General features: G+C 45.7%; 16 protein-coding genes. 8 read left to right on the forward strand and 8 right to left on the reverse strand.

What is annotated here, in order from left to right:
- Positions 1-3 precede the first annotated feature (3 nt).
- Entirely contained in the window at positions 4-4,578 is a 4,575-nt protein-coding gene (locus L855_RS13815) for an nSTAND1 domain-containing NTPase (protein ID WP_159788932.1), read from the reverse strand.
- A 136-nt stretch (positions 4,579-4,714) separates the two neighbouring features.
- On the opposite strand from L855_RS13815, the gene L855_RS13820 reads away from it, so the two are divergent.
- From L855_RS13820 to L855_RS13830, 3 genes are read left to right on the forward strand one after another with little or no spacing between them, the layout of a single operon-like run.
- Positions 4,715-5,176, forward strand: a complete 462-nt coding sequence (locus L855_RS13820; RefSeq protein WP_159788934.1) for a hypothetical protein — start codon at positions 4,715-4,717, stop codon at positions 5,174-5,176.
- Positions 5,173-6,807 (forward strand): hypothetical protein, encoded by a 1,635-nt coding sequence (locus L855_RS13825; protein WP_159788937.1) that lies wholly within the window; start codon positions 5,173-5,175, stop codon positions 6,805-6,807. Before L855_RS13820 ends, L855_RS13825 begins: the two co-directional genes overlap by 4 nt.
- A gap of 46 nt (positions 6,808-6,853) precedes the next feature.
- Entirely contained in the window at positions 6,854-7,024 is a 171-nt protein-coding gene (locus tag L855_RS13830) for a hypothetical protein (protein ID WP_159788939.1), read from the forward strand.
- Positions 7,025-7,069: 45 nt separating this feature from the next.
- On the opposite strand, the gene L855_RS13835 is transcribed toward L855_RS13830, so the two are convergent.
- The 3 genes from L855_RS13835 to L855_RS13845 are packed head-to-tail and all read right to left on the reverse strand — an operon-like array spanning position 7,070 to position 7,652.
- Complete coding sequence (locus tag L855_RS13835) at positions 7,070-7,267, reverse strand: DNA-binding protein (RefSeq protein ID WP_159788941.1); 198 nt, start codon at positions 7,265-7,267, stop codon at positions 7,070-7,072.
- A gap of 33 nt (positions 7,268-7,300) precedes the next feature.
- Positions 7,301-7,405: a cobalt-precorrin-5B (C(1))-methyltransferase gene (locus tag L855_RS13840; RefSeq protein ID WP_159788943.1), complete on the reverse strand. Its 105-nt coding sequence runs from the start codon at positions 7,403-7,405 to the stop codon at positions 7,301-7,303.
- Between the two features lie 37 nt (positions 7,406-7,442).
- Entirely contained in the window at positions 7,443-7,652 is a 210-nt protein-coding gene (locus L855_RS13845; protein WP_219729920.1) for a hypothetical protein, read from the reverse strand.
- A 117-nt stretch (positions 7,653-7,769) separates the two neighbouring features.
- Between L855_RS13845 and larE the strand changes: the two genes are divergently transcribed.
- The gene (gene larE / locus L855_RS13850) at positions 7,770-8,591 is read left to right on the forward strand and encodes an ATP-dependent sacrificial sulfur transferase LarE (RefSeq protein ID WP_159788947.1); all 822 of its coding nucleotides are present in this window, start codon (positions 7,770-7,772) and stop codon (positions 8,589-8,591) included.
- A gap of 64 nt (positions 8,592-8,655) precedes the next feature.
- Positions 8,656-9,363, forward strand: coding sequence for a ribose-5-phosphate isomerase RpiA (rpiA, locus tag L855_RS13855; protein WP_159788949.1), 708 nt, complete (start codon positions 8,656-8,658; stop codon positions 9,361-9,363).
- A gap of 75 nt (positions 9,364-9,438) precedes the next feature.
- Here rpiA and L855_RS13860 read toward each other — a convergent pair whose 3' ends face one another.
- Complete coding sequence (locus tag L855_RS13860) at positions 9,439-10,074, reverse strand: peroxiredoxin (RefSeq protein ID WP_159788951.1); 636 nt, start codon at positions 10,072-10,074, stop codon at positions 9,439-9,441.
- A gap of 109 nt (positions 10,075-10,183) precedes the next feature.
- Positions 10,184-10,429 (reverse strand): type II toxin-antitoxin system VapB family antitoxin, encoded by a 246-nt coding sequence (gene vapB, locus L855_RS13865; protein WP_159788953.1) that lies wholly within the window; start codon positions 10,427-10,429, stop codon positions 10,184-10,186.
- 179 nt (positions 10,430-10,608) lie between these two features.
- On the opposite strand from vapB, the gene L855_RS13870 reads away from it, so the two are divergent.
- Together L855_RS13870 and L855_RS13875 are read left to right on the forward strand one after the other, a co-directional pair.
- Complete coding sequence (locus tag L855_RS13870) at positions 10,609-10,905, forward strand: hypothetical protein (protein ID WP_159788955.1); 297 nt, start codon at positions 10,609-10,611, stop codon at positions 10,903-10,905.
- A 1-nt stretch (position 10,906) separates the two neighbouring features.
- On the forward strand, positions 10,907-11,392 hold the full coding sequence (locus L855_RS13875) for a CBS domain-containing protein (RefSeq protein WP_159788957.1): 486 nt from the start codon (positions 10,907-10,909) through the stop codon (positions 11,390-11,392).
- Here the strand turns inward: L855_RS13875 and L855_RS13880 are convergent.
- A protein-coding gene (locus L855_RS13880) for an IS1 family transposase (protein ID WP_219729921.1) occupies positions 11,381-12,090 on the reverse strand; the annotation gives its coding sequence in 2 pieces (ribosomal slippage) (positions 11,381-11,793 and positions 11,793-12,090; 711 coding nt in all). The genes L855_RS13875 and L855_RS13880 overlap by 12 nt on opposite strands.
- A 36-nt stretch (positions 12,091-12,126) precedes the next feature.
- Here L855_RS13880 and L855_RS13885 point away from each other — a divergent pair.
- Entirely contained in the window at positions 12,127-12,345 is a 219-nt protein-coding gene (locus L855_RS13885; RefSeq protein ID WP_159791110.1) for a sensor histidine kinase, read from the forward strand.
- A gap of 22 nt (positions 12,346-12,367) precedes the next feature.
- Here L855_RS13885 and L855_RS13890 read toward each other — a convergent pair whose 3' ends face one another.
- On the reverse strand, positions 12,368-13,519 hold the full coding sequence (locus tag L855_RS13890) for a glycosyltransferase (RefSeq protein WP_159788959.1): 1,152 nt from the start codon (positions 13,517-13,519) through the stop codon (positions 12,368-12,370).
- Positions 13,520-13,761: the final 242 nt, after the last annotated feature.

The following is a 13,761-nucleotide window of genomic DNA, read 5'->3' on the forward strand; positions in this document are numbered from 1 at the left end:
AGGTTACCTCGGTTTAATACAGCTATGATAGTCATGACTGTATGTGTGTTTGTTGAAATAGCTTTTAAGTGTCTGGGTTGTTATTCGGTTGTCTATATTGTAAAATGATTTTTCTTCAGATGTCAAGCAGCGACTTAAGCTTTGTAAAGCCAAGTTAACTAAATCAGGACCTCCAGTAACATAAACCTTGATCTGACTATCATCAGTCAAAGCTATGATGTAATTAGAGTCATGAGGAGAAAATCCTGCATAAATCACATCTGATTCAAAACCATTAATGATGAGAGGATTATTAGGGATGCTCAAGTCCCATACTCGTACTGTATTGTCATGACTTGCTGTTAAAAAACGCCGAGGGTTATCTGGATCAAATTCGCCATAAGCTACGATATCTTTATGACCCCTAAGACGAATTAGATTTCCTAGATCATCTAAATGCAAAAGGCTAACCACCTTGTCATTTCCTCCGGTCAATAAACGATTATTATTATTCGGATCAAAACGAGAAAACCAAAGAGGCTCTGAAGTCACAATAATTTCCTGTAGAGGTCTGAAAGTATCTTGTAAGCTCCACAATCGAACTATACCGTCATCACTAGATGTCAAAACTTTGTTAGAGTCTTGAGGATGAAAGTCAACAAAACCAATGCTGTTTGGATGAACCGAAATAACTGAAGGATTTTGTTCAGGCCTATTGATATGACGAATAGTTACTGCACCATTATCTTCAATTGCAAATACATGATTCTGGTTTATCGGAGAAATCCCACCCAGCAATGGTTTATTATCTTCCGGCGTTAAGTTCCAAACTGAATTATTTAGATTCCGCAAATCCCACCCTTGAAAAACTCCCTGAATATCAAGGGTTATAACTTGACTCATGCTTCCTGGATAAAAATTAGCATAGGTTAGTGAATCTAATCCAGTTTGAAGATTATAAATCTGTTTCGCGTCACTGTCACGTATATTCCATAAAGTAATAACACTATCTCGATTTATTGTAAAGATTTCTTGATGATTTAAGTTTGAAAATCCAGTTTTTACGATAGTTCTTTGGTTATCTGGTAATTCGAAAACACTCTTTTGGTCTAATTCCCAAATTCTAGCTGTTGCGTCTTGACCTATGGTCAAGATTTGCCTGGAATTTTGAGGATTGAAAACACCCATATTTAGTCCAGATTGATGTCCTTTCAAGGTTGCCTGAAGTATAGGTGTATTATTATCTGAGATTTTCCATATTTTAGCAGTTCCATCTTTACTAACCGTAAGAATTTGATTGGACTCATCGCGAGAAAATTGACCATAAACTACTGCTTGAGTATGCTCTGAAAAAGTTATTGAATTTTCCAAATCTTCCAGATTCCAAACTTTAGCTGTGCCATCTTCACTAACGGTCAAAATCTGATTGGAGTTATTGATATCAAAATCGCCCCCTTTGACAGTTCCTGTATGACCTGATATAATGAAGGGTTGATTGGGATTATTCAAATCCCATAACCTTGCGGTTCTATCAGTGCTAGCAGTTAGAAGCCTATCGGGTTGATTCGGATCAAAACGACCGTATAAAACCTCGCCGTTGTGACCTCTTAAAATCACCGGACTATCAATATCACTCAAATCCCAAACTCTAGCTGTACTATCACTACTAACAGTTAAGATCCGATTAAACTCATGAGGGTCAAACTCTGCCATCCATATATCCCGTTGGTGTCCCGTCAAGGTTGTCGAGACGTCAGGATTGCTCACTTCCCAAACTTGAGCGGTATTATCACTGCCAACAGTCACAATTCGACCAGGCTTATGAGGATCAAATTGACCATAATTGATGGGAGCATTATGTTTATCAAAACTTACAATACTCTGAAGGGTATTCAAATCCCAGATTTTAGCAGTTCCATCATAGCTAACTGTTAAAATTTGATCCGAGTTATGAGGGTTGAAAGTTGCATAAGGTATCCTGTCTTGATGTCCTCTAAGTATTATAGGATTTTCGATATCATCTAAATTGAAAATTTGAACAGTCTTATCTCGACTAGCTGTTAATAGTCTTTTGGGATTATTAACATCAAACTCAGCATGTAAAATTTCTGATTCGTGACCAACCAAGTAAAATCGCTCATGGCTATTCACAAATGCATTCCATAACGCTAAATTAGCCTGTGGTGTGTTTTTAGTTAGCTTGGCATGAATGGCTAAGAGCAGACTGCGGGTTGGATCGGTATTTAAACTTACTTCTGAAGCTATAGCTAATTGCACTGATTTAGCGATATTCTCTCGCTCTTGTGCTAGACTACGCAAGTAAAATGCAACCAATGCAGTTAAACCGAATATGATAGCAAAAAAAGCTGTAGCCAACCATAAACGTCGTAATTTTTGGTTATTCTTTTTGAGATATTCTCGTTCTCTCCTTTCTCGTTCTTCCTTTTGCTTGATTTCCCGATCTCGAGTCTCTTGACTTATTTTTATCAGATATATTGCATCTGACGAAATCTCTTCTGGATAGTTCACCAGAAAATTTTCAGCTAGGTTTAAGTCAATTCCTACTAAGACTTCTTCTCGTTCTCTAGGTTTTCCTCTTCTAACCCATTTTCGGGTTGCTTCCTCAATGTCCCGCTTCCGACGCAGCATGTCGCGATTTTCGTCCAACCAGCCTTTGAGTTGGGGCCAATGGCGAATGAGAGATTCATGAGCTACATCAACTACCGTTACCCGAGAGTCATCCCCAGCTCCCCTCGCTTTTAATTCATCGGTCACCACCAAGCGAGCCTGGACTAACTTATCCAGAATGTTATCAATCATTTCCTCACTATACTCACCGGTAATAAGTTCATTTTTTAGAACACGCCGACGAGTATCATCAGTTCCCTCTCCTAGTTGCGTTAACTCTAGAAAAATACGCTTAGCCAAAGTCCGTTCTGGTTTGGATAAAGCGGCTAAAAATGAATCGGCTTGTTTCTGTAATGCTCCTTTCACTCCTCCCAAACGATTATAATCTGATAGAGTCAAGCGGCCGACCATTTTTTGATGCCAGAGTTCCGTCAGGGTATATTGTAGAAGAGGCAAACTTCCTGGAGAACCTTGCACATCTTCAATCATTTGCTTAACCAGTCCCTCCTCCACCTCTAATCCCACCTTTTTAGCCGGTTTCCGAATCGCATCTTTTAATTCAGACGCATTAAGAGTTGGCACTAAGTATTGATTCTGATTGATGTATTCTGTTAAGCCAAAATACTCCTTCTCCGCGCATTTTCCCAAAAAATCGGCCCGCATGACCAAAATCAGACAAAGTTTTCCTCCCAGAGCTTCCAAAGCACCGAAGAGACATTCAAAAAACTGTTGTCGTTCAGACTCATCTGGAACTAGAGTGAAAATTTCTTCAAATTGATCAATAACTAAGACAACCCGAGGAGCTTCCGTTGCCTCAATTAAGCGTTGTAATCCTTGACTTCCTGCCGCAATTAACTCCTCCGCTTTCTGGAGTTGGCTAGCTCTCTCTATTACTGATAACTCCCCTTCAGCATCGACAAAAATTCGGGCTAAATTCTCTAGGGGCGTTTTGTCTTGTTCGCCCGGAGTAAAAGGGGGGTAAATTTTCCAGCGTTCAGTTCCAGAAGCATTTCGACCGGCTTTAAGCTGATGGAGTAAACCGGCTCTAACTAAAGAGGATTTCCCGCTCCCCGACGGACCAACAACTGCTAAGAATTTGCTGGTTTTAACCGTTTCAATTAACTCATCAATCCGTTCCGTGCGTCCGTAAAAATACTGAGCATCTTCCTCTTTGACATCAAAATATCTTAAGCCTCGATAGGGGCAAACCCCCTCCCGAACGGGTTGAACCTGTTTGCGATCACGGCTCGTGAGCAGAATGGAGTCCCCCGAGTTGCTATAAATTGGAGCTTGAGGAATCCCCCGTACCTTTTCCTTGATCAAATCGACTAAGACGTGGTTGGTAACTTCCCCCTCGGCTTGCTCACTCGGGTCTAGTCCTTCCAAGAGAAATTGCGTGAGAACGCCATGCTTGCCACTGAGAGACTCATAGGCTGACTCAAAGGGACGACATGCGGCGATAAAACATCGATCTCTTCCCTGTCCTAAGTGACCCGGATCGGCCTCGTCAAAATTATGTAATTCTCCGCTATGGCAGCAATCTAGCCAAATAATTTGCTGTTTAACAGAACTTTTCTGGAGTAATCGCCTTAACCATTGCAGGGAGACTCCCCAGATTTCTTCTTCGGGATCGCAGTCACTGGCGGCTAAAAATCCTTCACTCACACCTCCACGAACCTTGCGTAGACCATGACCGGCAAAAAATAACAGTGCGGTGTCAGGGACTTGAGCTTCATCCCCATCGGGATTAAAGAGAGTCGCGATCGCCTCTTCAACTTCCTTACAGCGGACTTCGGCCCCCTCATACACCCACAAGCGACCTTCCCGGTTAACCTCCGGCACTCGTCGCACTCGGAAGCCCCCATGTTCTTCGAGAAGCTGGGCGATCGCCTCCGCATCCTGAGCCGGTTTCGGTAAGTCGCTCAGTTCTGGGTAGCTATTAATCCCTATGACCAGGGCATCACGAGTCATGGTCTGACCTACACCTCGAACAGAGTGATTTTAGGGTAACATAGTCCTCAGAGTCATTTCCGACTCTAAATCTAAAATTTGTCTAAAATTTCCTGATAACTATTCCCTCTTCCCCTTTCTCTGAACAATAGGATCTATGGCTACCACCATCAATCAATCGTTACTGGCGATTCTCGTGGCTCTTGACCAGTCAGATGAGCCTCTAACTGAAGAGCAACAGGAAGCCTTGTATAAAATGGGTCAGCGGTTAGGAACTAAACCCAAAAAATGGTCATCTCACCTTGACAAACTTTTGACAGTCTTTCCAGAAGAGTCTGATTTTATCAAGTCTTATCATGAAGCATCTCAAGCCTTAGCCCAGTTCCCGTCAGAAGAGATCACTCAAATTTTACCGGATGAAAAAGAAATTGAGCAATTTTTTCCTGACGCACCGGTGGTAAAGCGAGCCTACTTTGAGGGGCAAGCCGATCAGAGTAGTCAAGAAATCTGTAATTTTGTCAGCAGCGTGGTGAAGAGTCATCATCCAGCGGAAACCAGTAAGAAATTAAATCTTGCTCAGCGTCTTGCGGAATCTCTTAAAGCTTTCGGAAACTCATGAGTCAACTCATCTATCCCAACCTCTTTTGTTTTATTTATGACCTCAAAGAAGGGTTGGGTTTTAGTAAAAACGAGTTAAGGAGGTCTCAAGAAAACTTTGCTAATAGGCTTCCCAAAATCTCCCACATTTTGTCAGAAAATGACCATAACTTTGAAACCGAGTACCATGAACTTTTACCCACGAAAATCGAGAAGTTCACAGACCCAGAAGATGGCTATAGCGGATACTACTACCCCGTCCGTTTAAATGATACCTATGGAATCTTAGTTGCCTGTTCTCCTCCTGAAAACGCTAAAATTTATTCCGCGAATCAAGTCATTGCTAAGCTCAAAACAAAAATCGATGAAACGCTAGCAGCTCAGCCAGGGACATTAGGAACCAGTTGGGTTATCTTGGCTCATCTCCCTGAAGGAGATCATAATGATCGGTCTAACGTTGCTCGGGACTGCTACCAAGCGTTAATGGAAAATCATGCCTCTCAGTCCTTTGCCAATTGGGAAACTGATTTAGAAGGTCAAGGAGAATTTTTAGGAGGAACTCTTTTTGAGTTATCCCAATATAATGTTAGTCCAAAATCAAAAAACACAAATTACACAAAAAATTATGATTTTGAGAATTATAGTCAAAACTTACTAGAAAATTTGCAAGTATCTCATCATGTTTTAATTGAATTATATCCAACTTCTTCAGCCGCCAAGATAGCCGCTAGCTTCAATTTTGATTGGATAAGATTATTTTGTTATCGGCACAAAATTTTGTTTGCTTATACTCAGAGTCGCTTTATAAAACAGCAACTAAAAGAGGGTTATCGAAGTATTAAAGAGTTTATGAGTTTGTTTCAAAAAGAACGCCAGAGCAACCCGAGTCTTAGGCAGTTAAAAAAGAAATTATTGCAAGCACAATATAGCTTATATCACTATTCAATTGACCTAAATCAATTTGCCGATCAGATTCGGACAATGGAAGTAAACTTATTAAACTATGAGAGACGGATTAAGGTTATTCAGGAAAAGGCTAACAAAGAAACGCAAATAAAAATCATCTCGGATTATAGCTATTTAAATGATTGGGGATTTGATTTAAGCTCTTTAGATTGGCAGTTAGTTCCCCAATCAATGATTGACTTTATATCCCCTCACAACTTTGGTTTTATGGACAAGTTTAGGCAGGATTTCAGTAACAAATATATGTTACAAGTAGAAAAAGATTACGAAAGTCTAAGTCCTGGCTTAATTCTACTGGAGGAATTAATTAATTCAATTTATGGAATCACAGATTTAGATCAGGCACAGCGCGATCGCACCTTTCAGATTTGGGTTGGAATTGTGGGGATCGGCTTAGCAATTGGAGCATCTTTAGCTTCGATTTCTGGTCATTTTCCAACGGTTAACACTGACGAAACAATTGATATTTCCCAAGATATTATCGGCTCAACATTGCTGATGTTGGGAGTCTCGGAACCCTGGTTATCTGCGGCAATTTCAATGGTTATCAGTTTTGGTTTTTCGATTATTTCAATTTTAGTTATCCTGGTTCTTTGGATTATTTTAAGAGTTACAAAGGAAATTATAGTTTTTACATTTAAGTCTATCAATAAAACAAAAATTAGTAGACTTAAAAAAAATAGATAAAAATTTCAACACTCAATTAATGTACTCGCAGCAGTATAAGAATACTATGACGGTCACCTACTGGTGGATGCAGTTGATGCATTTTAAGATTCTACAAATGCTTCACGCCCTAGATCCCTCGGTGCGATCACAGACTCCCAAACACTCAGATTTGCGATCGCGGACTCCAACACAGTCAGATTTCGGATTCCCAACCATCCTCCCGATTGCTCTATAATTCTACGATGTAGCTCTAAGACCTCAATCAAGCTCAAATAGCGAATCATGCCAAACATCGATACAACTGAGCATTTTTTGCCAGCACATAGTCCGCTGCATTATCAAAATTATCTTGTTGTACATTGAGCCAATCGTCTAGGCTTGCCTTCCAAAGCACGTCAGTGGCAACACCATAGGCCTGTGCTAACCTCTGTAGCTTTTGGAATTGGCTGTCTGACAAATCAATTGTGATAGAAGTCACAGCAATCGCTCTCCTGGTGTATCTGGGTTAAGTTTAACATTCGACAGTTTGGGGAGACTGGCGGTGTTGCAGATGGAGTAAGGCGGCTTTGGCGGCAGCAATGGCGAATACGGGGAGGGTGTAACCGGAATTTTGCATGAGGTGTAGCAAAGTATATAGATATACGCAATCAGGGTTAGGTGTTGTTTTGGTCCCGCCGTCCTCGGGCAATAAACAGGCCCATCATGACAATCACTGGAGTAAAAATAATCGTCAACGCCGATAGTCCGTTTACCGGAATGGGAATGGCTGGGGCAATGTATTTAATGGCTAATGCCCCAACCAATGAAGCAACGATAACTTTTACAATAAAAATTACTTGAAGGCTAGTAGCGTTTTCTTCCATAGGACTTAAACCTTGACTATATTTGTTTATTCGGGTGTGTTTTTTGTTAAAATTAGAACTAAAAGACGTAACAGCCTGCGCCGTACAACGTCATTAAGGTTCACCAAGATAGTTCCCATGGTAATGCAAAAACTCGATCGCCTTCAAGATGTATTTCAACATATGGATCGGGCCTTAATTGCCTATTCCGGCGGGATTGATTCCACGCTCGTGGCCAAAGTCGCCTATGACGTACTCGGCGATCGCGCCCTAGCCATCACCGCCGTTTCCCCCTCCCTTCTCCCGGAAGACCTCGAAGATGCCCGGATTCAAGCCGCCAGCATCGGCATCGCCCATGAAGAAGTCTACACCCAAGAAATGGAGAACTCCGACTACACCAGCAACCCCGTCAATCGTTGCTACTTCTGCAAAAGCGAACTCCATGATACCCTCAAACCCCTCGCCCTTCAACGGGGCTATCCCTATGTCGTCGATGGAGTCAACGCCGATGACTTGCAAGATTATCGCCCCGGAATCCAAGCCGCCAAAGAACGGGGTGCGCGATCGCCTCTAGCGGAGGTAGGAATCAGCAAAGCCGAAGTCCGTCAACTCTCCCAACATCTGGGACTTCCCTGGTGGGATAAACCCTCTCAACCTTGTCTCTCCTCCCGTTTCCCCTATGGCGAAGAAATCACCGTCGAGAAACTGCGGCGCGTGGGACGGGCCGAAGTCTATCTGCGACAACTCGGATGGCAAAACTTGCGAGTCCGTTCCCAAGGGGATACCGCTCGCATCGAACTTCCGCCAGAGTTGATTCAAGACTTTGTTCTCAAGAGTGACTTAGCCCAAGTGGTGACGAAACTGCAAGAATTGGGATTTCTCTTTGTCACCCTGGATCTCGAAGGCTATCAAAGTGGCAAACTCAATCGCGTCTTAGAACGTCAAGCGGTGACCGTTTAGGGGATAGACGGACAACGCGGTAAAGTGTTGAGGACATCTATGCTATCCATCGGAGGATTTTAACATGAGTGATGATGCCGTCACCCTAATGAAACAACAGGTCGGGAAAGCCGCCGCCGATCGCGTCCAATCGGGAACCATCGTCGGACTCGGAACCGGATCAACCACCGCCTACGCCATCCAATATATTGGCGAACGGCTGCAAAAGGGAGAACTCAAGGATATTAAAGGGATTCCTACCTCCTTCCAAGCCTCGGTGTTGGCCAAGAAATACGGGATTCCCCTCACCAGTCTTGATGAAGTTGATCGCATTGACGTGGCGATCGATGGCGCCGATGAAGTCGACCCCCAAAAACAACTGATTAAAGGCGGTGGCGCGGCCCATACTCGCGAAAAAATTGTAGACTCTCTCGCCGAACAGTTTATCGTTGTGGTGGACTCGTCTAAGTTAGTCGAGAAATTAGGCTTAGGCTTTTTGCTTCCGGTGGAAGTCATCCCCATGGCCATGACTCCGGTGATGCGCGCCATTCAAGGCCTCGGCGGTGAACCCACGTTACGGATGGGAGTCAAGAAAGCTGGCCCCGTCGTCACCGATGAAGGAAATCTGGTGATTGATGTCAAGTTCCCCAATGGAATTGAGAATCCGGCGGAGTTGGAGAAAACCCTCAATAATATCCCTGGGGTGTTGGAAAATGGTTTATTTGTCGATACCGCTGATGTGATTCTCGTCGGTGAAGTAAAAGACGGCCAGCCTAGCGTTCGCGAAGCGTAGAGAACCCCTTCAGTCACAGAGGACACGGAGAGGAATTTGTAGGGGCGAACAATTGTTCGCCCCCACGAATTTACATTATTTGTTGGGTTGGGGAGTCATGCGCAGGTAGGGTTTGATTTCTTCGACTCCTTTGGGAAATTGTTTTTTGGCATCTTCCGTGGCGATTTTGGGGGAAACCACACAATCATCGCCATCGGTCCAGTTGACGGGGGTGGCCACTTGGTAGTTATCCGTCAGTTGTAAGGAATCGATGACACGTAGGATTTCTTGGAAGTTGCGTCCGGTACTGGGGGGATAGGTAATCGTCAGACGCAATTTTTTGTTGGGATCGATGACAAACACCGTGCGCACCGTCACCTTAGCATCGGCTTTGGGGTGAATCATCCCGTACAAATCTGAGACTTTGCGGTCTGCGTCGGCCAAAATGGGATAGTTAACGGCAGTTCCTTGGGTCTCCTCGATGTCACCAATCCAGCCTTTGTGAGAGTCGCTGTCATCAACGCTGAGGGCGATGACTTTGGCGTTGCGTTTTTCAAATTCTCCTTTCAGTTTGGCGACTTCCCCGAGTTCGGTGGTGCAAACGGGGGTATAGTCGGCGGGGTGGGAGAATAACACCACCCAGCTATCGCCGGCCCACTCATGGAAGTTGATGGTTCCTGCGGAGGAATCCTGGGTAAAGTCGGGGGCGATGTCTCCGAGTTGTAGGGTCATAAACCAAGCTCCTATGGATGTTCTTACAGGGTATCCTAGGTTTGATTGTAGTGGCGATCGCCCCCTCTATACTCCGGTTTTCCAGTCGGGTTTACGGTGAATAAAAATCTTAGTCTTGACCACTCCAATATTCCGGGGGGAGGGGATCGTTGAAATCGTCAGATATCCAAACTTTACCCCGATGGAGGCCAGCGACGCGGGGTTTCTTCGATCGCGGCTGTGGTTTGGGATATTTCTGGGCCAGAAACTCGATATAGTCTAGGATCTGTTGCTGTTGCGTCTCGGGTAAGTCTTGGAGTTTCTCCAGAATCGTCTCAGAGAGGGAATTGGCGGTGTCAGTGCTGGAGGGGGTCATGGGAAACCTGGAACGCCTACGCTGATAGTCTAGCAAACCCCAATCTGGGGCGGGTGTCGAGGGTGTGGGCGATCTTAAGGTCATTGCCGGGCGATTCAAGAACCGGTCTTGGTCTGGAACGAACCGAGCAACTGACCTATAATGGGGAAATTAGATTTTCCTCACCTCAAGCTCCTCCCATGTTTCAAGGTCTTTATTTCTTAATTAAGGCAATTGAGCCATTTTTGGTGCCGATTTGCTTCCTAAGTGCTTGGGCGATTCTTCTAATGCTATTGGGGAACCTCTTGGCGGCCGTCCGCAGTACCCACCGCCGGGCCAAAGTTATGCACCAAATCCCCTGTGCGAATTGCGCCTATTTTACCAACGATCATCGCCTCAAATGTCCGCTACACCCCATGGTGGCATCCTCTGAGGAAGCGATAGGCTGTAGCGATTATGAATCAACGCGGCCGGCGTTCCTGGATCAATTAGGCTAAAATGTTTACCTCTGCTATCCTACGTGACCCTCCCCAGATATCGCTTCAGACCTCCGTTGGGGAGGCGATCGCCCTCCTGGAAGCATCCAGGATAGACTCTAATCCGGGAGAGGGGGGGGTGCTAGTAATGATGAGTCAACGTCCGGAACCCCAACCCCTGGGCCTATTGACTCCGAACGCCATCACAGCACAACTGGCGGCGACTCCGTCCTTAGACGATTCCCTTGAGCAAAACTACCTCATCCCCATTGTTAGCTTACCTGAATCCCGATATGGGGATATCGAAGAGGTGCAACAGCTCTTTCAGGAGCATCAAGTCCCCTATATTTTGCTAATTGATAAGGTGGGGGAAATTACGGGCCTGCTGAGTCGTCAGCGACTGCGATCGCTCCTGTTCCCAGACTCAGCCTTGTACTCAGACATCTGCGATAACTTAACCCCCTTCTTTGAAACCTCCTTAAACCTCCTGGTAGTACTAGAGAGGTAATGATGCGTTGTAGTGGTGAATAAAATTCCACAGGAGGCCGATGTGATTACGTAGACTCTTGGAGAAGGCTAAGCTGCATCGGACAAAGCGTGAAACCCTTTGCCTGAGGGTATTGTTAAACCGTTCAATGTAACTGGTCTTGCCACTCGACTTACTGACGACCCGGTGTCGTTTGCTCGGCAGCACCTGCCGGTAAGCCTCCCAAGCGTCAGTGTAGATCACAGCACATTGCCGATAGACTGTGGGTAGGGAATCCCAGAGGTTTTGCGCACTCTCGGCAGCGCGAGAACCGACATAAGCGCCGATCATCTCACGGGTCTCGGCATCGAGAGCTAACCAGACCCATTGTTTGTTGCCCTTGTAGTCCACAAACGACCAAAGTTCATCACATTGCACCGTCATCGGCCCTTTTTTTTTGGACTGACAGCGACTTGCCTGTGTGTCTGGGCGGCTTTACAGTTGACATAGTCTTGCAGCCATTGCTCAGACACCTGAACCGCCCGAGCAATTCCAGCCATCGGGATGCGTTCTAGCAAGAGCCGGTCAATGAGTTCGCGAGTCGGGGTGTCGATGACCTTATTGGTTGGGTTTTTGACAAACTGACGACCACAGTTACGGCATAGATACCGTTGCTTGCCCGTGTGGATGTGGCCATTTTTGACGGTTCGCTTAGAATTGCAATCAGGGCAGTGAGGCATGGGGGTTGTTCTGTCGCTTCATGATCATCTTAACAAATCTATCATTACCTCTCTAGTACTACCCCCGAGGAGTTACGGGAAAAGATATTTGAGAAATATGAAATTGGAACCATGATGGCTAATATTTCTCAAATTGGCTTAGGCTTAGCCTTTTGTAAAATGGTGGTTGAAGCGCATCAGGGGATGATTCAAGTGCATCCCCATCCGACTCAGGGATCAGTTTTCCAGATTATCCTTCCCCGGCGAGTTTCCTAGCCCCAGGCCCTTGAGTCCTCTCTCACGAGTCCATAACCCCCAACAGGCGATCGACAATCTGCTGCCACGTGAAGCCCTGTTGCACCCACTCTGGGGCCGTGCGTCGCGCCTGTTCGATGAAACTGGGGGTTTCGATGAGTTGGCTCATTAAGGCCACCGTATGCTCTAAACTCGGATGCAGATAATCCCGGATTTCGTGATCCCATTCCACCTGTTTGAGTTCACTGTCAATGTAGCGTGTGAAACGGCGATCAGTAAAATCATCCGTTGAGCCGCCTTGGGTGCAGAGAATCGGCAAACCGGAAGCAGCAGCTTCTAAAACTGGCATATTAAACCCTTCTGCCAGATAAGGAGAAATATAAGCATCACAGGTTTGATAGAGTTGGGCCAACTCCTGAGTTGAGAGACTGCGGCCAATATAGGCTAAGCGAGGAATGACGCGATCGCGCTCCTGGGGCGTTAACATCTCATTGAGGCCTTCGAGGACAAACTTACGAGAGTTGCGAATCGCATCACTGCCTTTCAAGACTAACCGAGCCTGGGGATAGCGTTGCGTCACCTCAGCAAAGGCTTTGACCAGCATTCGTAGGCCCTTATTCCAAGTCATCACTCCGATATTGAGAAAGGCAAAACAACCCTCAAGCTGCGACTGTTGCCGCCAGCGTTGCCGTTGGGCCGCCGTCGCCGGATGAAACACCGCCGTATCTACCCCCAGGGGAACCACCCGCACCCGTTCGGGAACCGCCCCCGCTCGCAGAAAGCCATCACGAGACCAATGGGAGGGGGTAATAATCACCGTTTCGGAGTCTCGATGAGCCTGGCCAAAATCCTCAACCCCCATCATCTCCATCATGGCTTTTTGCACAATCCGCCATTCTGTGGTGGCAAAGACATAGGTTCTCTGGGAGTCGGAGTCGGATAAATCATAGGGCATCACCATGCGTAGGGTGGCATCAGCCCGCAGATGTAACGGAGGCGGCGGGATTTGTCGTAATTGCTGTTCCTCGGCCTCCGTAAACAGTCCCGCTTGCGGTTGCCAGGTGTGATCTAAATAGGGTAGTTCTCGATGAAAGACCTGTATCTGAGGACGGCGTAGAAATTCTAAGAGTTGATGTTGATTGGCCACCGCAAACGAGTGATGGACAAAACGCCAGCCTTCTACCACAAGTTTCATAATTTGTCAAGTTATTTAAAAAAGGGATGAATGGGGAGCCGGAGGAAATCCAGTTTGACATCCTCCGTCCTCGTGTCAGCGCTGAAGCCGTGACACGCACTCTAGGCGGCTCTGCCACCAGGTTCAACTCAATGCTTCTCAAGGCTTTCAGGGATTGTATGGTATAGTAACTCCAGGGTTAGGGTCAATCCTATCCTCCCAGTAACGCACCATCTTGGGTGTGAGACAGTCGGATGATTCTC

It is taken from the genome of Sodalinema gerasimenkoae IPPAS B-353 (assembly GCF_009846485.1).
Classification (GTDB): domain Bacteria; phylum Cyanobacteriota; class Cyanobacteriia; order Cyanobacteriales; family Geitlerinemataceae; genus Sodalinema; species Sodalinema gerasimenkoae.

Bases quoted from the DNA above. Each gene is read 5' to 3' on its own strand.
- L855_RS13890 (WP_159788959.1), bottom strand. From the start codon at position 13,519: ATGAAACTTGTGGTAGAAGGCTGGCGTTTTGTCCATCACTCGTTTGCG.
- L855_RS13860 (WP_159788951.1), bottom strand. From the start codon at position 10,074: ATGACCCTACAACTCGGAGACATCGCCCCCGACTTTACCCAGGATTCC.
- L855_RS13830 (WP_159788939.1), top strand. From the start codon at position 6,854: ATGACGGTCACCTACTGGTGGATGCAGTTGATGCATTTTAAGATTCTA.
- L855_RS13815 (WP_159788932.1), bottom strand. From the start codon at position 4,578: ATGACTCGTGATGCCCTGGTCATAGGGATTAATAGCTACCCAGAACTG.
- L855_RS13825 (WP_159788937.1), top strand. From the start codon at position 5,173: ATGAGTCAACTCATCTATCCCAACCTCTTTTGTTTTATTTATGACCTC.
- L855_RS13870 (WP_159788955.1), top strand. From the start codon at position 10,609: ATGTTTCAAGGTCTTTATTTCTTAATTAAGGCAATTGAGCCATTTTTG.
- rpiA (WP_159788949.1), top strand. From the start codon at position 8,656: ATGAGTGATGATGCCGTCACCCTAATGAAACAACAGGTCGGGAAAGCC.
- L855_RS13840 (WP_159788943.1), bottom strand. From the start codon at position 7,405: ATGCAAAATTCCGGTTACACCCTCCCCGTATTCGCCATTGCTGCCGCC.
- larE (WP_159788947.1), top strand. From the start codon at position 7,770: ATGGTAATGCAAAAACTCGATCGCCTTCAAGATGTATTTCAACATATG.
- vapB (WP_159788953.1), bottom strand. From the start codon at position 10,429: ATGACCCCCTCCAGCACTGACACCGCCAATTCCCTCTCTGAGACGATT.
- L855_RS13875 (WP_159788957.1), top strand. From the start codon at position 10,907: ATGTTTACCTCTGCTATCCTACGTGACCCTCCCCAGATATCGCTTCAG.
- L855_RS13820 (WP_159788934.1), top strand. From the start codon at position 4,715: ATGGCTACCACCATCAATCAATCGTTACTGGCGATTCTCGTGGCTCTT.
- L855_RS13845 (WP_219729920.1), bottom strand. From the start codon at position 7,652: ATGGAAGAAAACGCTACTAGCCTTCAAGTAATTTTTATTGTAAAAGTT.